This window comes from Chitinophaga sp. LS1 (assembly GCF_034274695.1).
Classification (GTDB): domain Bacteria; phylum Bacteroidota; class Bacteroidia; order Chitinophagales; family Chitinophagaceae; genus Chitinophaga.
Window position 1 is genome coordinate 7,254,015 of sequence record NZ_CP128362.1, and the last position, 17,748, is coordinate 7,271,762.

Here is a 17,748-nt window from a genome sequence, read left to right on the forward strand (position 1 = left end):
ATCCTATAATTATTGACAATGGCAGGGAATATTCAGAAAATAGCCTTATCATTGCTTCAGCTTGAGGCATTAATACCCAATGCGCTCTGATTCAACGTTTCATGAAATAATATACCTATTCCACAAACATAAATTCTACTTATGATAAAGGGAATCATCACATTATCACTATTGATAGGCGTACTACCCGTACAGGGACAAGACCACAGCAACTACCAGACGATTGGCAATACCAAAGGCCCTACTCTGGGTTATGCGACCAATTCAGGTGTGAAAATCCTGACCATTGGCAAACTCCATTTTAAAGACTTAAATAAGAATGGGAAACTGGATAAATACGAGGATTGGAGATTGCCAATAGAAGAAAGGGCCAAAGATCTGGTATCAAAAATGACGGTTGAACAGATGGCAGGTTTGATGTTGTATAGTCTTCACCAGGCACTCCCCTCCCATGAAAATGGCTTTGCCAGCGGTACGTATAATGGCCAGCCATTTAGTAAGAGCGGTGCCGCTCCTTCAGACATCAGCGATCAGCAAAAACAGTTTCTGAAAGAGGATAACCTCCGCCATATACTCATCACCACCGTAGCCAATCCCGGTGTGGCAGCAGCATGGAATAACAATGTACAGGCTTTTGCAGAAGGATTAAGTTTAGGAATTCCGGTCAATAACAGCTCAGATCCCCGGCATGTAACGCAATCAAACGCAGAGTTCAATGCCGGTGCGGGTGGCGCCATTTCTCAATGGCCGGATGGATTGGGGCTGGCAGCTACATTTGATCCGAATATCGTACAACAATTTGGCAGCATTGCAGCCAAAGAATATAGAGCTTTGGGAATTACTACGGCCCTCTCACCGCAAGTAGACCTGGCCACAGAGCCAAGATGGTACCGGCTCATTTCTACATTTGGAGAAAGCCCTGCTTTGTCAACTGACATGGCCAGGGTATATATAGATGGTTTCCAGACTTCCACAGGTGTGGATGAGATAAAAGACGGATGGGGATGGACGAGTGTCAATGCCATGGTAAAACACTGGCCGGGTGGTGGTCCGGAAGAAGGTGGCAGAGATGCACACTTTGCATATGGGAAGTTTGCAGTATACCCCGGTAAAAACTTCTCTGCGCACACTGCTCCATTTGTAAACGGGGCCTTAAAACTGAGTGGAAAAACAAAAGAGGTGGCTGCTGTGATGCCTTATTATACGATCTCTTATGGTATAGACCCCAGTGGTAACAATGTTGGTAATGGATATAGTAAATACCTGCTAACAGATCTGCTCAGACAGCAATATCATTATGATGGTGTGATTTGTACTGACTGGCTCATTACTGCCAATGAAGGTGCAGCTCCTGATGTATTTGAAGGAAAGCCGTGGGGGCTGGAAGCCAGCACTGTGGATGAAAGGCATTATCAGGCAATAATAGCAGGCGTCGATCAGTTTGGTGGTAACAATGATGCGAAACCTGTAATTGCTGCTTATCAAATGGGGGTAAAAGAGCATGGCGAAGCATTTATGAAAGAACGGTTTCAGCGGTCAGCAGTACGGTTACTGAAAAATATATTTCGTGTAGGATTGTTTGAAAATCCTTACCTGGAAATAGAAAAAAGTAAAGCGATTGTGGGCAATCCTGAATTTATGAAAGCGGGTTTTGAGGCACAACTGAAATCTGTGGTATTATTGAAAAACCATGCGAATACGCTTCCTGTTACTGGCAGGAAAACGGTATATATTCCAAAGATCTATTACCCCATGTTAAAGAATTGGTGGGGCATGCCAACGATGCCACATTTTGATTACCCTGTGGATACGAACACAGTCAAAAAATATTATAACATTACAGCTATTCCGGCAAAAGCAGATTTTGCGCTGGTATTTGTGAGCAGTCCGGTGAGTGCCGACAATGGTTATAGTGCGGAAGACAGGAAAGCGGGTGGAAACGGATATGTGCCCATCAGTCTGCAATATGGTCAATACAAGGCGGTGGCTGCGCGGGAACAGAGTATTGCGGCGGGTGATCCGGTAGTTGCTCCTACAGTAAAGAACAGATCTTACAAAGACAAAACTGTTACAGCGAATAACTTCATGGATTTACAGACCATACTGGATACAAGATCAGTGATGAATGGCAAGCCTGTAGTGGTGGTTGTAAATGCAGGAAAGCCCATGGTGTTTAGTGAGTTTGAGAAAAGTGCAGATGGGTTGTTGATACATTTTGGTGTTTCTACTTCTGCAATGATGGAGATCATTTCAGGAAAGACGGAGCCCTCCGGTTTATTGCCTTTGCAGATGCCGAAAGATATGGCGACGGTGGAGAAACAAAGTGAAGATGTGCCTTATGATATGGATTGTTATCAGGATAGTGATGGCCACAGTTATGATTTTGGGTATGGGTTGGATTGGAAAGGGGTGATTCATGATAGCAGGAATGCGAAATATCACAAGGAGTAAATTATTTAATACATGCAGAAAAGCCGCTTCAATTGCAAGGTTGAAGCGGCTTTATTTTTAACGATAATTACAAAATATAGAGATAATTTTACTACCAAAATCAATCTTAATGAAAAGCAGGAAGATCGCGGCAAAAAAGAAATTCCAACAGTCGCCAGCGGCAACATCCAGGTCTAAGCCAATAAAGGCCGGGACTGGTGTCGCGACACCACGACCAAAGACAGCCTCCGGAATATCCAGTCTATCAGCAAATGTCGATAACGTTATTTTGACAGCGACAAAAAAATTAGTTCTCTTAAGTAATGGCCAATATAGATTAGGGAACAGAGTTTTTACTCCCGGACAGGGGTATTCTGTAAAACGTGCTGATGGGAATAGAGAATCAAAAGTGCCTGGTGATAATACTCATGTAGAAGTATATTTTATAGTCTGGGATCATGACAAGGAACGTACGCGCATTTCCAAAGCAACAGCTGAGCAGTTAATAAATTTAGCAAAGTCGGCCAGTAGAAATTATCCTGTGTACCAGGCAAGACAGACGGCACCTAAAAAAGCTGCTGCAAAGAAAGCGGCTTTCGGAGGGTCGGCACATCCTCAGGGTCGAATTAATCCGAAACGATCCGGCAATAAAAAATAAAGGGGGATTGAGGAGATTTTAAAGGCTGATAACAAGGGCTTACTATTGTATGGAAAAGCGTTCAGCTACTTCACTAACAGTTATCTCATGTTCATGTTTGATCACTGCCAATGGGATATTGTGTTTAAAGCGTATCCATTTAATCATCTCCACTGTAAAGGAAAATGGGAACTGCCCGTATGGGGCATGATCCAAAGACTTCTGTCTTAAATGGGTATAACCAGGTGCGTGCGGCAAAAAATGTGTTTATTACAGATGAGGCCTGCATGGCTTCGTCGGCTTGCCAGAATCCTTCTATTACATATATGGCGCTGGCAGCGAGAGCCACCGATTATGCAGTGAAGGAGCTGAAGAAGGGAAATATATAATTAATTTTATTTGTAAATGCCCGCTTTACTATCTTTGGCAGTAAGGAGGATTTTTTTGTACAATCATTGGAATATAGTACTAAGGTGTTATTTATCCCTTGCGTATAAAGCAATAATTTTAGTGTACAAGTTTGTAAACCGTTCTCTATACAATTATGAATCTATTTTTACTCGCTACATTCACTATATTGTTCAATAATCCGCCTAGCGATTCTACAGTTAGAAAAGATAGTATTATCACCCTGCCTGACAGGTATCTGAGTCAGGTAAAACGCAAATCAGAACATGTCGAATCCCAGGTAGACAAGCGTACGGCGCAGGCCCTGGATCGCTTTGCACGCCAGGAAAAAAGAATGCAGGCGAAGCTGATGAAGATGGATTCGACAGCCGCAAAAAGAATATTTTCCCAGTCGATAGATAGTCTCAATCATATGAAGGCCGGTTTAGGCAGAAAGGTGAGTGGCATCACATCTAATGCCGGGGGCGCTTATTTGGATACTTTGCAGAATTCATTGAAATTCCTGCAAGGGTCGAATAATATATCAGGGTCGAATACCAGTAAACTGGCGAGTGCTACGCAGAGCGTAGATAATCTGCAAAATAGCCTGCAACAAGCGGAGCAGGTAAAGGCATACCTGAGAGAGCAAAGGCAATTGTTAAAGCAGCAACTGGCAAATTATACTGGTTTTGGCAAGGATTTGACAAACCTGAATAAGGAGGCATATTATTACGGCCAGCAATTGAATGAATACAAGGCTACTTTATCGGATAGGAAAAAAGCAGAAGAGAAGGCGGTCAAATTGCTCAAAACTTTACCAGCGTATAATAATTTTATAACACAGCATTCACAGTATGCGAGTTTGTTCAACCTGATTGGAGCCAGCAGTAATAGTACAGCCAGTCTGGCGGGGTTGCAGACCCGTAGCCAGGTAGAGTCAATTATTTCCCAGCGGTTGGGGAATGATCCCAGTGCACAGCAGGCGGTGAGTCAGCAGATGGCGCAGGCAAAGTCACAGTTGAATGAGTTGAAGGATAAATATTCCAATTTAGATAATGCGGGAGATATGCCTGATTTCAAACCAAACCCGATGAAGACAAAGAGTTTTCTGCAGCGGTTGGAGTTTGGGGGGAACCTGCAATTCCAGAAGAATACGTCTTATTATCCTACTACCACGGACATTGCCGGACAGGTGGGGTATAAGTTTCATAAAAATGGTTCTGCTGGTGTAGGTGTGTCTTATAAGTTAGGGATGGGCACAGGTTGGAATCATATTGCTTTTACGCACCAGGGGGTGGGGTTGAGGTCTTATATGGATTGGAAGTTGAAGGGGACTTTTTATTTGAATGGTGGGTTTGAGGAGAATTATGTGACCACTTTTACGAATGTGTCTGAGTTGATGAATGTAAATAGCTGGCAGCGGAGTGCGCTCTTGGGGATATCTAAGAAATATAAGATTAATGCAAAGTTGAAAGGGAACCTGATGTTGTTGTATGATTTTCTGGCCAGCAGAAATTTCCCCGCTACCAGTTCAATAAAGGTGAGATTTGGGTATACCATGTAATGGGAAAAGCGCATAAAAGCCTATGCTAAATAGCAAAGCCCACGCAGACTTGCGCGGGCTTTTGGGAAAATAATATATTGTTCCTGTCTACCAGTTATAAATTCCGTGCGCCTCCAAAATATAATAATAATTGATAAAATCAGGTTTTATTTCCCCCTCAACAACAAACACTTTCAAGCTGGCTTTCACTCAAAATATAACCATCATAAAAAAACGGATCACCTTCCTGAATAGTAAAGGTTTTAATTAACTCTTCAACTGTTACAACAATGCTAATTTCTTCGCATAAATCTTGTGATGCCTTATTGTAAATATTAATCGTACGATCAACTCGTTCAAGTTTATCTGATAAGTTTCGCGAGGATGTCATATAGGTTATTCATTTTTAAGTGCTGTGTATTATAATGCTAATATAGGAGTTGCAGCACCGCCTGTTCCAATCACGAACCCTACTTCCACTAGTTTAATGATAACGATACATGTCACAAAAACAACTACTTATATTTCAATCCCCAATTATTTAATATACTGTCTGCGCTATGCTTTGTAACATTATTCTCTTCAGTGCCAATCAGCGGGTTATAATATTTATACTCCCAACCGACTGTATCATTATATCTATACCCAATAGTCAATTTCTCATATTTATCTCCTACTATTCTAAGGTAAGTATCACCATCATACACTATACTGCCATCTTTCACCACCACAATCTTGGAACTCCTAAAACTTCCGCTATCGGGCCTATTAGCTGGATACCACATCTTTGTTTCGCTCAACTTATCATTTGTCAACCAATGATCTGGTAGCACTGCTATACCAATCCTCTCTCGTTCTGCATTAAAGGCAACGCCATATTTATCCCCAGGCGGGAATATCAAATAATATAACTTATCCTTAGTCAGGAGAAAAATAACTGAAACTATTATAAGCAATGGATACCAAAATTTAATTCTAGTCTTTCTCATGCTAATTACCATTTAAATAATCCGTAAATAAAATCTATAACCTTTTTGGAGGTACCCGTAGGCTCATTTCTATATGCCCTTCCATCCAATGCGGTCGATGCTCGTGGCGTAACGTCTATTGGAGAATTTTCTGTTAAAATCATTTTACCTGCGGCTCCCATTACCTGATCGGCACTAGCAGGCGCACCAACTGCTCCTAGCAGATCTCCAAAATTACCCGGTACCTTAACAGCACTACCTAATGGCAAAGCTCCTAAAGCTAATGCTTTATCCATAAAGTCAATCGTATTATTAATCTTATAGTCATTATACTGAATTTTATTAGTATTCCTGAAGTTCTCCAAATCCTTTGTTACACTTTGCAGTGAACTAACATCAAAATCTGACTCTCCTCTTGCTACAGATGTTTGTTGAGGAGTAGATGTTATATTACCAACAACCTTATTATCACTATTTGTCATTACTACATTAGAGGTTGTAGTTGTTATCACTTTTCCCTCTTCTGTTTTTATTCTGGGGTCAGAGAATACAAGATTGGTAACACTAGTAATTGATGTTTTAGTTGTTGTATAAGTAATGCCATTTTTTGTAGTAACTACTTTACTGGATGATAAACTTGAGGCTGTAACATGTAGTGTATTATACTCATCCATTGTACTAGTTATTCTTGTAGGTGGATCGTTAGGTGCCATGCCATCCGGATCGATAAACCTAATTGGATTATCAAAAGCATAATTATATGGAGAATGCCTCCTCATTTTGTCAGATAGTGGATCCACCACCTGCCACCTTCCAATCTGTGCATCATACATCCTGGCGCCATAATCATACCATTCCAAACCACTCCCATCACTAAACTCCTCACTTTGCAACTCCTTACCATTATACTTAAATCTATTCTCTATTTTCCCCACAGCCTTAGACGATATCCCCGCCATCGTCAACCCAAACGGATAATAATGCGTCTCCTCCAAAAGCGCTCCTTTATTATGCACTACAATCAAATTATCAAAATATACGGGCTCATTACTCTCATTCAATGTATAAATATAAATAAATCCTGTCTTTTCTATCCGCATTGATTGCACCTCCAGCACATTAATTACGTTCGGACCGCCCTGAGGTTGCCGGATACCACTATTCCCACTCACCATATTAAACTGGTCATCAAACATCACATAACTCAAATATGACTTCGGCTTATCTGAAGCATTATTATTTGCATCACTATTCTTCAATGCATTGTAAGTATCCTTTGTAAATTGCGACTGAATAGGGGAATTCGCACCTATACCAGCATGTACACCATCACTCACACCTGTACCGGTAAAAGCCTGTAATATCGCGGCAGCTAATTGTTCTGCAGTTGAATTACTTGTATTAGCTGCGGTACTATTATATGCAACCGTAGTACCAATCCGGATTGTATCACCTGCCATTACCCGCAATACAATTGACGGACCTATCTTTTGACCAGTAGCACTTAATTTCGCTACATAATCATTCGGACTGGTAGTATTATCAGTTGGATAACCATTTGAAATACTTGTAATTGCTGTACGAGTGTTATCGATATTGCTGAATAAAGCATTTTCTTTACCACTGACCGCTGTCTCCATCGTTGCAGCGTAAATAGCCGTATCACGCTGAGTGCCCAGTACTACCCGTATATTTCCCAGGTGATCTTTCTCAAAATAATCATAAGTGTATTGAATCGCCTTACCTGAATCATATACCGGACGGATCCGTCCTTCTTCATGAGCTATATGCTGCAAAGTATCCTGTTGGTATAAAAATCCTCCAACGTAATCACTTACAGTTGTTTTAACTGGTGAAACAGTACTATCAACGACTGTTTTCTTTAACTTAGTCCCAACCGCATCATATAGATATGTAATCATTCCTTTTCCAGGAATTAAGATCTTTTCAGGATGTGATAAATAGTTATAACTAATCGCGGTGATTCCCTTATTCAAGTCACTGATCTGGTTACCATTGCCATCATAAGCATAATCATTAACTGTAGCTGAATTAGAACCATCATTGAAATCTCCTAATTTAGCTGAAATCGTATTACTGGTATCTGTAACTGACAGCAGCTTATTACTTCCTGACTGGTAAGTATATTTCAATCTGTCTATAGCACTTATTGTGGTCCCTATCAAACCCTGCTGCTTCATAGATCCAATATTCCCGTTCGCATCATATGTAAGATTGCTAACAGAAAAATCTATTGTCGTATTAGCCCACGCACCTGAAGTATTCTGCTTGAAATCGGCAACTGTTAAACGGTTATTCAGATCATAAGAATACCCGAATGCCCTGGCTACACCATCATTTGCTCCCTTCCACTTTACACCGGCTATATTACCATTGTACTGGTTACGGGTAAACCCATAATCATAACTCAATTCCTCTCCAAAATAATTAGTCGTACTGGTCGTATTTACATATGCTTTATTGATGCCCTGCAACCAACCGCGAATATTATAGGTATAAGTAATTGTATCCAGCTGGGTAGAGGTACCTGTCACATTGAGCCTTTTACGCTGTAATCGTCCAAGTTCATCATAGGTGTTAGCTGCAATAGTCTGATCCAGGGTCGTAACGTCGTTTACACGCGTTATCACGCTTAGCAACCTTCCTCCTGCATCATATGAATTCATCGTTAACAGTGTAATTTGCGGGGTCAATGAACTCCTCGAATTCGAATGACGAAGATAAGTGCTGAGAACTTTCCCATTAAAATCATACAGGCTTGTACTAATATCTTTTCCCCCTGTTTGATTTTCTCCTATTGTTTGTATAGTTCTCCCTTTATCATCATAATATATCGTTGCTGTCAGCCATTGATCAGTACCCAGCACCCTCACTTTAGCTCCTGTTTTCAATCCTTGCGTCAATGAACTGGGACTGGAAGGTAAAGCTTCTGAATAGGGATTTGAACCTCCCTGAGGCTTGGAAACATCTGCTGATACATAGCCCAATGAACCGGTATAACTATAATTATCATAATAATTATATGTTAATGGAGTCAGACTACTGGCACTAATTGATGGCAACGCATTGGTGGCTGCAACGGTGGTCGTACCAGCATTACCAGTGGTGATTTCTGCCGTAATTTCAACTCCACTCGTGGATTCAAAACCAGGAATGATTGTTATGCTATTGCTTGCTGTATAAGATGTTGTTATTCCGTCATAACTATTTAATACCAGATCTGACTGAATAGGGAAACTATAAGATATGCCCTGACTACCAGATACCGAAGTATTCAAACTGGCCTGCAATGCTTCCCTTGTGGTAGTTGCTTTATAGATGGCAGTCATGGAAACACGGTTCAGATTATCATAAAAATTACCAAGCCACTGCTGGGGCGATGTAGCCCGTTGCACTGAATCCTGGGTAAAGGCTACTCTGTCACGCACATCATATACTGAATAGACAGCACCTGCTCCCGGTATTCTTTTAACCACTATCCGGTCACGGTCGTCAAACTGATATTGAAAACATAACTCATTCGCTATACTGGCAGTAACAGCCCAGCCATTGGCTATAACCGCATTGGTAGCAAGCGGAGGCATTACAAATACAAGGCGGCCCAGATCATCATAAATGTAATAGGTACAAAGCCACCCTTCATGAGAGCCATATACCGATGAGATCAATTTTTTGACAAGTATTACACGATTGCTTTTATCAGTAAATACAACTGTCTGCTGACCATTTTCATCAATATCAACATTTTTATGCAATGCTCCATGCGTATAAATTCCGCCACTGACAGGCAAACCTGTAGTAAAATTCCAAATTCTAACCTCATCACTGGCACTGTTGAGCAGATATTGTTTCTGAACCGGGTTGGCGGCCCAGCTATTTCCCGGAGCTGCTACCTTCAATATCCTGCTTAATGGAGACGCTTCATAAGTATTTTGACTGTAATAAATACTTTCTCCAACGATTCCGGGGTTCAGTGTGCTACTTTGATAAAAAGTCTTTTGACTATTGAATGGATCTGTTTTAAAGCTACCATCACTTGTATTACCACTTTGCTGTGCGTAAGGAAGATACTGATATTGTTCTCTGCCATATGGGTCATATAGTTGTGGCTGTACGATATCCTTTCCTGCAGGACTGGTTCCCTTTGATACAGTTTGTATAGTCCGGCCCAATCCATCAAGATATTCCGTACTCATCTTTACTTCCGTCACTGTGCGCGAAGAAGCACTAACAACCGCCGTATCTGAAGTCGGCATGGAAGGAGCCCAGGTACGTACATAATTAATTACACCTGATGAATACGCAGCCGGTACAGCGACCGGGGTTGCAGTTGGTCTTGTGGAAGTGGCCACTGGTATATTTTGGGCATACAATGCATGACCTATCAGCAAAGCCACCCCAATGAATATTTTTTTCATACGTAATCGGGTTATTGGGTGATAGGTTGTGCGAATTGATAATTCATCTGCTTGAGGATTTTACCATTCTGGTCTTTAATTACGATCAACCTTCCAAACAGATCATATTCATAATATGACGTTCTGCCAGCAGGGTCGGTTTCACTGGTGACACCTATCAGGGGTTTAAATGTGTAACTGCTCACAAGCACATTGGTCAGGCCGGTCCTCAACTTCTTTAATTCTGTCCTTAGCACATCATCACCCGAAGGATTTCTGATTACACTGGTACTTAACTGTGCAATCGCACTTGCATATGTAGTACCCGTAATCTTCGCTACAGGATAACAATTATTATATCCCCATATATATGCCTCTGTAACATCATTCACCTTATTTTGCTCAATTATATTTCCAACACTATCATACCTGCTAAAACTAATTTTCGCATCGTAATTCACATCCTTAATAATATTTCCGTTGCTGATATAAGCCGGAGTAAAAGATGCCTGTGCTGTTGCCCGCTTCAATGTAAATGCCGTGTCTATCTGCACCTGTATCCCTGCCATCGCCGGCACTGTCTTATACTTTATAAACTTCCCACCTAAAATCGTCGTCACGCCACTTTTTATCTGCTGCATATACTGCTCAATCACTAAATTATGGATACTACTATCCTGCATTGTCTTAATTGCCGCCAACCCAGCACTCAATGTACCAGCAGGAATAGTATAATCAGTCGGATACTTCGTATACGTCCACACATCATCCCCCTTTGAATTCGTCGTATGTACACGCGTAGGTTGTATATGATCCATGTTATCATAGTAAGTATCTACTACGCTCACCAGGGAATCCGTCCCAGCATATTCCGTCGTTGTCGATTTGCTAAGCAGTGCTCCATCACTACGATAACTATAATAATTAGAACTAAAATGCTCCCAGGGATATCCTACATAATAAGTCCATTTCTCCCTATAAGCGGCCTTCCACGCCTGAACTTTCCCCTTCAGGAAAGTAGTATATACATTCTCCTGCTTTGTCAACAATTTCCCTGTGTTATCATAAGTATACTGTGCCTTTAGCATGCCCTTTTCAGGGTATACATTCGTAGATGGACCAAAGGGATAGCTATTTAAACCTGAAGAATTGTCACCTAAGGCATACACATATCTGATACTCCCATTCTGATTATCTGTTTCCAATACCTCTTTGTAAACCACACCACCACCGCTGGTTTCTATTTCATTATTAGCGGCAGAAGTCCTGTAAGTCATATCACAAGCCAACTCCTCATATGCACCGTTATTAGTGTTAGCACCAGGGGCTGGTTTCCATACAGTCATTTTATATTTATAAACCGGTTTATTGGTCAGATAACCTGATGACATAGATGTATTTCCAGACAGGTTGTAAGTATAGCTCTTAATGATATCATTAGCATGATTGATACCATCATAAGTTGTCATAGCCTTCAATCGAAGCCCGCCTCCCGTTGCAATCGCGGTCGTACCTGTAATTGCCTTGTATGTCAGATCAACAGCTACTTTTTCATAAGAAACCGTTGGCTCGGAATGCTCTGTCATCATCACAATATGATACTCCCCTGAATCAACAGGTATATACTGGGTACCACTTCCTATATTCGAAGTTGCACCAGTCTGCATATTCCGGAGGATAAGAGAATTAATATTACCTAAGGATGAGGTACGGGTTACAATAGCTTTTATATACTGGAAGTAAGGTATATTCACAATAATACTATCTATCTTATAATCAGGATAAGTCGTATTCCCATTCACACCCGTCGTCACTGACTTTGATGCTGTCAGTATCTGATAAACGGCATCATTCACCTCTATCGAATTGCTGTAATGACTATAAGTATTACTCTCATAAGTAAAGGTAGTACTGCCGCCTGTCGGATAAGTTATACTCTCTAATATATCTGCCTTTGTGTAGGTAAAATTAGGTTCCCTGTCGCCGCCAGAGGTAACACTATCAGAAGGTAACAGGGAGTAATTTTTTGCTCCATTATAATACCCCCAGTGGTCCTGTGAAAAGGAATTGATAGCCGGCAAATGCGTACTATTATAACTAAGTGTATAAGACCCAATCACATTATTATTAACATCTGCCTGACTCACCTTTGTCAACATCAGCCTTACAGGTGTGGTATAAGTAAACAGATATTTATTCAGATCTGTATATACATTATTAAATCCTGAAGAATAGGTGATATCACTCAATGCATAAAAAGGATCACTACTGGAATTAGTTACATCCGTCCTTACTGTATTATAATTGAAAGTGACTTTGCCTCCAGGAAAAGTAATAGTTTTCAAAGTCTGCTGTTGGCAGACACGGTTGTTGTAGCAGGTAGAAAGCGTAGGCGTAGCACCGGGACAACCCTGAATAGAAACACCAGAGACTAGCACGGAGGGAGAACTGGTTTCGGTTTGTGTAACTGATGGTGCCGGTAATCCCTTATCTAATTCATAGGTAAAGTCAATCGTCCGTTTACTTTTAGGCAGAATGATCTGTGTGAGGTACCAGGAAGATGGATAGATTTCATCAGAACCTCCGCAGGAGGAAACTGATATTGTCCAATCAGTGCTGCCAAAAATATACTGCGTACCATCAGGGGTCACCATTGTAAAGTACATATTGCCATCAATGAGCGGCATCCAGGTAATCTTTATATCCCTGTAAGGTAATAACACAATCTGTTGATTAGTATCTACTACAAATTTACCACTGATCCCTCCTACATTATAATTAAACTCATCGGGCTGCGTATCCAGCTGATTAGTCGCGGAGAAATTGAACGTCTGATAATTATCAGCACCCTCCATATCTCCGGAGGCTGTGATTATAATTCTCCTTCCTCCACTACCATTCACATATCCCACTCCTGTCTCATCAGGCAGTCCCCTCACCGTACGCGAAATAACACCACCCGCATTCAATGCCCATCCCAAACCCACATTCGATGCAATATCATTTACCCTATTTCCACCTGCATGGTAAGAAAGGCTCAATTCAGTATTAAATTCATTTCCAACACTAATCTTCCCCAAAGGAATTGATATCGAAGGCAATCCATTGAACAAATTCACAGGGACATCTCCGAATTTTCCCAGAGAGGCGGCATTCGGCGCCGGAGGGGCAACATTAAAAACGGTTGGGTTAAGGTCGCTCTGTTCCTGCGCCCAAAGCTTACCTGCAAGCAGTAGCAGCAGAACAGTACATAGATACCGACCTTGCTTAAAAGGAATGTATTTCATCGTTGAAGTTATAAGTATAGAGAAAGTTTCTCATTAGGTTTTGCTACCAAAAAATAGATTTGTTCTTAGAGACTATTGCGATTCCCGATTTTATGTATTGTTACAAACAATATGCTAAATAAAGAAGATATAAATCCATAGTTATTGGGTTAAAAATAATAAACAAGTACCTATTTACACCCCCCGGTGTATAATTTACGGCAAAATAATAAAATAGAACTGTATTTCAAATAAAAATTCTAATCATTTTTCAATCGGTAAATGATAGAGATTAGCGAAAATCCATTAAAGGGTATATCCAACCATCAACAGCAAATGAACTACTTATAGCAGATTGAGTTTTAGGAGACATTACTTTTAGATGATCCGATTTCAAGTTATCCCTCCCATCGTCAAGCCAAATTGTCCCTCATCTCCTAGGTTATCAAGCGCATCAAACATATGCTAAATTACAAAGCACTACTTCCCTGTAATCTTTTTACGGTGGTTATTTCCCCAGTAAACCATCACGTCAACAACAGGTTTTAAGCTTTCACTATAAGCGCCGCCAGCGTATATTCAACAAGAACCGGCGAATCATCATAGACAGTCCTTATAATGAGCTGATTTGATTCAAGGTCTTTAAGTTCCTTAGACAATACACGTGTAGTAATCGCAGGAATGGCACGCTGTATGTCCCGAAACCTGGTTTTGCCATCGTACATCGTCATAAGGATGGGCAATTTCCATTTGCCACTAATAACATACAGCGTATCCTGAACATACTTTATTTTATCCGTCATAGTCAGTGCTTTCGCCTTCATGTCTGGTATCCTTTAGGTTACTGGTATCATTTGTATACCAATTCAAAGGTAATTTTGTTGCACAATAAAATATCAGGAAATGAATAAAAAAATCAAGTTAATGATCGCGGCGGCAATATTTACAATAACAAGTATGGCGCAACAAAAACAAACAGGCATGGATACTATTGTGAATCTTGATCACGTTGCACTTTCTGTGGGCAACCTCGACAAAATGGAAGCCTGGTATAAAACCTGCTTCAACATGCGGGAAATTCAGCATTTGGAAATTGAAAGCATGCAAGTCAGAACTGTTTTGTTGCAAGCGCCTAACGGCTTTAAAGTTGAGCTGATTGAACTGAAAAACTCCACGCGGGAGCAACGCTTTACTGACCCATTAAATGCGGCCTCCGTTCAGGGTTATGGTCACATGGCGCTTATTGTAAAAGACCTGCATACTGTTTTTAATGAGCTGATAAACAATGGGGCATTACAGGTCATTCCGCCATCACCCGCCGTTAAAAAGGGCGATACGTATGCTTATGTCAAAGATTTAGAAGGCAACCTGATAGAACTGATTCAGGGTGGTCAACGGCTTTGATGCAACAGCTGCCCGTGATGGGCAGCTACCCATCCAATCAGGTTATCTATAACAGGAGCAAGCTTCGTTGAATGGTTATAAGTTTCAGCGTGTATTTTTCCAGGGGATGAAGAAAGTCAACTTAAAAATAATACCCCACCTTCACAGAAGCTTCCGGATTTATTATTGGCAATGTAAAACTTTTATTGTCTACCGCTACGTTTTTATCCCCTGCTATCCGAAGACTTAAACTTCCCCATGGAGACAGGTACAAATGCTTATACAATGTAAAATTATACCCTAAGCTTCCATTCAGGAGAAAGTTATTAAATTTCGCCGTTTGCACCTTTGCATCTGTTTGAATAGTACTATTCCAGAAAACGGGTCCGGCTCCGATCCACCAGCCTTTCCAGTCCTTTTTCAGGAAACGGTCTACCAGTAGTGCATAAGCATGCACCTGGTGATTGGAAAAATCTTTTTCAGTTGACCAGTCAGGCTTTTTTACAAAAGCGGTCAACGCTCTTAGTCTCCAGACATCTTTCCCAATCCATGCTCCTCCAAAATAGCCACCTGTAACATAGGGTAGGAAATCCAATTCCAGTCCAAACTTTATATGATCAGGTTTATTTTCTTGCGCCTGCGAATTCAGGCAAAGACAAAGTAACAGCCCCAGAAAGAAAAACTTCAGCATTTTGTTATTGATTGTTCCGATCCAAATGTAAAGCATTCCCAAACCAGAATTCCTGTCGACGGTCAGTGCTCAAGCTATTGCATCCCAGTTTGCGACCATTTAAATTAAAAATACTTATTATACAGACTACTACTAAGGTCTTCCTCCGACTATATTTAAAAGCATTTATGTTAAATTCACTTTCCCAAAACGTCTTAATTGTAAGTCAATTGCGTATATTCCCCGAATTCACTTCGGTAAAATATCCAATTGTTATTTGTAAATTGACAGAAGTAAATGTATGTACGAATAGTCTCATTTGATTTGCTCCACTTTCCAAAGTAAAAACAATATATGAAAAAGATGATAGAGGTTGTTGACCTTACCAAAAAATTCGGGGATTTTACCGCTGTAGACCACATCAGCTTTTCAGTGGACGAAAATGATATTTTCGCTTTCTTGGGCCCCAATGGAGCAGGAAAATCCACATGCATTAAAATAATGACAACAGTAGCAAGTCCGTCCAGCGGCGAAGTGAAGATTAATGGTTTTGATGTGACAAAAGAGAAAAATCAGGTACGAGAATCGATTGGGGTCATTTTTCAGGACTCAACCTTAGATGAGGATCTTACTGCTTACGAAAACCTCTACTATCACGCTGTATTATATAAAGTTCCGCCTGCCGAACGGAAGCCGAAGATTGAAAAATTGTTAGATTCTATGGAACTTCTTAGCCGAAAAGATGAATTTGTCCGGAACTTTTCAGGGGGAATGCGCAGAAGAATTGAAATAGCACGTGGTCTTCTGCATGATCCGAAGGTTTTGTTTTTGGATGAGCCTACCCTCGGCCTTGATGTACAGACTCGTAGCTTTCTTTGGAACCATGTGAAAGAAGTGAACAAAACAATGGGGCTTACCATATTTTTAACAACACACAATATGGACGAAGCGGAAAAGATAGCGACCAAGGTCGCAATTATCGATCATGGGAAAATATTGGCAATCGGGACACTGGAAGAAATCTATAAATCTACAGGTACCAATTCGTTGGAACAAGCCTTCCTCAAATTGACCGGCAATGAAATAAGGGAGCAAAAAGCAGATGATTTACTTAAAATGAAAAATTTCAAGCTATGATAAATTCGGCATTATCCGTTATGTGGCACCGCCAGGTAATAGATTTTTTTAGGAACAAACAGCGATTGTTCGTTTCACTTGTTCAGCCCTTTCTTTATCTGATTGCTTTTGGATATGGTTTTGGGAGCAGTTTCAAAACCCTTGAAGGTGTCAGTTATATTCAGTACCTGATCCCTGGGATTGTAGGTATGACGGTTCTTATGAATGCCACACTGTCAGGGACTTCGCTAATCTGGGACAAGAAGTTCGGCTTTCTGAGAGAAACACTCGTGGCACCTGTATCAAGGACGCAGTTACTTTTTGGCCGATGCCTCGGTGGAGCGACTACCAGTTTGCTCCAAGGAATAGCTGTCTTGTTCCTGGGCTACTTTTTGGGATTTAGGATCGATAACTGGGCACTCTTCCCTTTTGTTATCATTACCATATTTGTAGTTGCCCTGCTTTTTAGTTTACTGGGCACGGTGCTTGCTACAAAATTTGACGATATGAACTCATTCCCATCTATCATGAACCTGCTTATGATGCCAATGATGTTCCTGTCAAGTGGCTTCTTTTCAGTAAATAATTACCCCAAGGCACTGCAATACATTGTCAAGTTGAATCCATATGAGTATTGCGTACGCTTGCTAAGGCGCCTGATCAGCGGAGTCGAGACCAATTTAATGGTTGACATCGGAGTTATCGCTGCGGTTATCATCATACTCGGCTTCCTCGGCACCTGGGCTTTTAACAAAATTGAGGGATAATTCTTACCCGAAAATACGTCCTTATAAGCAATACAGTCATTTTGAGGCAGTGAACAATATTTTGTGAATGAATCAGCTTCTACTAGGGTTTAATTACGTAAGAGTATCTATTCTTACTCTGATGGTGATCCCCTTGGGATTCACAAATACCCATAGTGAAACC

At 40.9% G+C, this 17,748-nt stretch carries 13 protein-coding genes and 1 pseudogene; 8 read left to right on the plus strand and 6 right to left on the minus strand.

Going from position 1 to position 17,748, the window contains the following annotated elements:
• Nucleotides 1-141 precede the first annotated feature (141 nt).
• The 5 genes and pseudogenes from QQL36_RS29705 (at nucleotide 142) to QQL36_RS29725 (ending at nucleotide 5,018) form a co-directional block, all read left to right on the plus strand.
• Nucleotides 142-2,451 carry a glycoside hydrolase family 3 protein gene (locus QQL36_RS29705; protein ID WP_321567772.1) on the plus strand — a complete coding sequence of 770 codons (2,310 nt, stop codon included), beginning with the start codon at nucleotides 142-144 and terminating at the stop codon, nucleotides 2,449-2,451.
• Between the two features lie 12 nt (nucleotides 2,452-2,463).
• On the plus strand, nucleotides 2,464-2,628 hold the full coding sequence (locus QQL36_RS29710) for a hypothetical protein (RefSeq protein WP_321567773.1): 165 nt from the start codon (nucleotides 2,464-2,466) through the stop codon (nucleotides 2,626-2,628).
• 91 nt (nucleotides 2,629-2,719) lie between these two features.
• The gene (locus QQL36_RS29715) at nucleotides 2,720-3,088 is read left to right on the plus strand and encodes a hypothetical protein (RefSeq protein WP_321567774.1); all 369 of its coding nucleotides are present in this window, start codon (nucleotides 2,720-2,722) and stop codon (nucleotides 3,086-3,088) included.
• Nucleotides 3,089-3,249: 161 nt separating this feature from the next.
• Nucleotides 3,250-3,456, plus strand: a pseudogene (locus QQL36_RS29720) (GMC oxidoreductase); the annotation flags it as partial.
• Nucleotides 3,457-3,611: 155 nt separating this feature from the next.
• On the plus strand, nucleotides 3,612-5,018 hold the full coding sequence (locus QQL36_RS29725) for a hypothetical protein (RefSeq protein ID WP_321567775.1): 1,407 nt from the start codon (nucleotides 3,612-3,614) through the stop codon (nucleotides 5,016-5,018).
• Nucleotides 5,019-5,175: 157 nt separating this feature from the next.
• On the opposite strand, the gene QQL36_RS29730 is transcribed toward QQL36_RS29725, so the two are convergent.
• From QQL36_RS29730 to QQL36_RS29750, 5 genes are all read right to left on the minus strand, one after another.
• Nucleotides 5,176-5,388, minus strand: a complete 213-nt coding sequence (locus QQL36_RS29730; protein WP_321567776.1) for a hypothetical protein — start codon at nucleotides 5,386-5,388, stop codon at nucleotides 5,176-5,178.
• 124 nt (nucleotides 5,389-5,512) lie between these two features.
• Nucleotides 5,513-5,986 carry a hypothetical protein gene (locus QQL36_RS29735; RefSeq protein WP_321567777.1) on the minus strand — a complete coding sequence of 158 codons (474 nt, stop codon included), beginning with the start codon at nucleotides 5,984-5,986 and terminating at the stop codon, nucleotides 5,513-5,515.
• Between the two features lie 5 nt (nucleotides 5,987-5,991).
• Entirely contained in the window at nucleotides 5,992-10,404 is a 4,413-nt protein-coding gene (locus QQL36_RS29740) for a DUF6443 domain-containing protein (protein WP_321567778.1), read from the minus strand.
• Nucleotides 10,405-10,415: 11 nt separating this feature from the next.
• A complete protein-coding gene (locus QQL36_RS29745) occupies nucleotides 10,416-13,670 on the minus strand; it encodes a SpvB/TcaC N-terminal domain-containing protein (RefSeq protein WP_321567779.1) in 3,255 nt (1,084 codons plus the stop codon).
• 524 nt (nucleotides 13,671-14,194) lie between these two features.
• The gene (locus QQL36_RS29750; RefSeq protein ID WP_321567780.1) at nucleotides 14,195-14,473 is read right to left on the minus strand and encodes a helix-turn-helix domain-containing protein; all 279 of its coding nucleotides are present in this window, start codon (nucleotides 14,471-14,473) and stop codon (nucleotides 14,195-14,197) included.
• 79 nt (nucleotides 14,474-14,552) lie between these two features.
• On the opposite strand from QQL36_RS29750, the gene QQL36_RS29755 reads away from it, so the two are divergent.
• The gene (locus tag QQL36_RS29755; protein WP_321567781.1) at nucleotides 14,553-15,053 is read left to right on the plus strand and encodes a VOC family protein; all 501 of its coding nucleotides are present in this window, start codon (nucleotides 14,553-14,555) and stop codon (nucleotides 15,051-15,053) included.
• Nucleotides 15,054-15,174: 121 nt separating this feature from the next.
• On the opposite strand, the gene QQL36_RS29760 is transcribed toward QQL36_RS29755, so the two are convergent.
• On the minus strand, nucleotides 15,175-15,723 hold the full coding sequence (locus QQL36_RS29760) for a hypothetical protein (RefSeq protein WP_321567782.1): 549 nt from the start codon (nucleotides 15,721-15,723) through the stop codon (nucleotides 15,175-15,177).
• A 333-nt stretch (nucleotides 15,724-16,056) separates the two neighbouring features.
• On the opposite strand from QQL36_RS29760, the gene QQL36_RS29765 reads away from it, so the two are divergent.
• Nucleotides 16,057-16,839 carry an ABC transporter ATP-binding protein gene (locus tag QQL36_RS29765; RefSeq protein ID WP_321567783.1) on the plus strand — a complete coding sequence of 261 codons (783 nt, stop codon included), beginning with the start codon at nucleotides 16,057-16,059 and terminating at the stop codon, nucleotides 16,837-16,839.
• Nucleotides 16,836-17,585, plus strand: coding sequence for an ABC transporter permease (locus QQL36_RS29770; protein WP_321567784.1), 750 nt, complete (start codon nucleotides 16,836-16,838; stop codon nucleotides 17,583-17,585). The genes QQL36_RS29765 and QQL36_RS29770 overlap by 4 nt, the downstream gene beginning before the upstream one ends.
• The last annotated feature ends 163 nt before the right edge of the window (nucleotides 17,586-17,748 follow it).

What these genes read in the sequence shown, in the direction of transcription:
- QQL36_RS29725 (WP_321567775.1), top strand. Translation starts at nt 3,612, where the DNA reads ATGAATCTATTTTTACTCGCTACATTCACTATATTGTTCAATAATCCG.
- QQL36_RS29765 (WP_321567783.1), top strand. Translation starts at nt 16,057, where the DNA reads ATGAAAAAGATGATAGAGGTTGTTGACCTTACCAAAAAATTCGGGGAT.
- QQL36_RS29750 (WP_321567780.1), bottom strand. Translation starts at nt 14,473, where the DNA reads ATGAAGGCGAAAGCACTGACTATGACGGATAAAATAAAGTATGTTCAG.
- QQL36_RS29755 (WP_321567781.1), top strand. Translation starts at nt 14,553, where the DNA reads ATGAATAAAAAAATCAAGTTAATGATCGCGGCGGCAATATTTACAATA.
- QQL36_RS29770 (WP_321567784.1), top strand. Translation starts at nt 16,836, where the DNA reads ATGATAAATTCGGCATTATCCGTTATGTGGCACCGCCAGGTAATAGAT.
- QQL36_RS29740 (WP_321567778.1), bottom strand. Translation starts at nt 10,404, where the DNA reads ATGAAAAAAATATTCATTGGGGTGGCTTTGCTGATAGGTCATGCATTG.
- QQL36_RS29760 (WP_321567782.1), bottom strand. Translation starts at nt 15,723, where the DNA reads ATGCTGAAGTTTTTCTTTCTGGGGCTGTTACTTTGTCTTTGCCTGAAT.
- QQL36_RS29735 (WP_321567777.1), bottom strand. Translation starts at nt 5,986, where the DNA reads ATGAGAAAGACTAGAATTAAATTTTGGTATCCATTGCTTATAATAGTT.
- QQL36_RS29730 (WP_321567776.1), bottom strand. Translation starts at nt 5,388, where the DNA reads ATGACATCCTCGCGAAACTTATCAGATAAACTTGAACGAGTTGATCGT.
- QQL36_RS29705 (WP_321567772.1), top strand. Translation starts at nt 142, where the DNA reads ATGATAAAGGGAATCATCACATTATCACTATTGATAGGCGTACTACCC.
- QQL36_RS29745 (WP_321567779.1), bottom strand. Translation starts at nt 13,670, where the DNA reads ATGAAATACATTCCTTTTAAGCAAGGTCGGTATCTATGTACTGTTCTG.
- QQL36_RS29710 (WP_321567773.1), top strand. Translation starts at nt 2,464, where the DNA reads ATGCAGAAAAGCCGCTTCAATTGCAAGGTTGAAGCGGCTTTATTTTTA.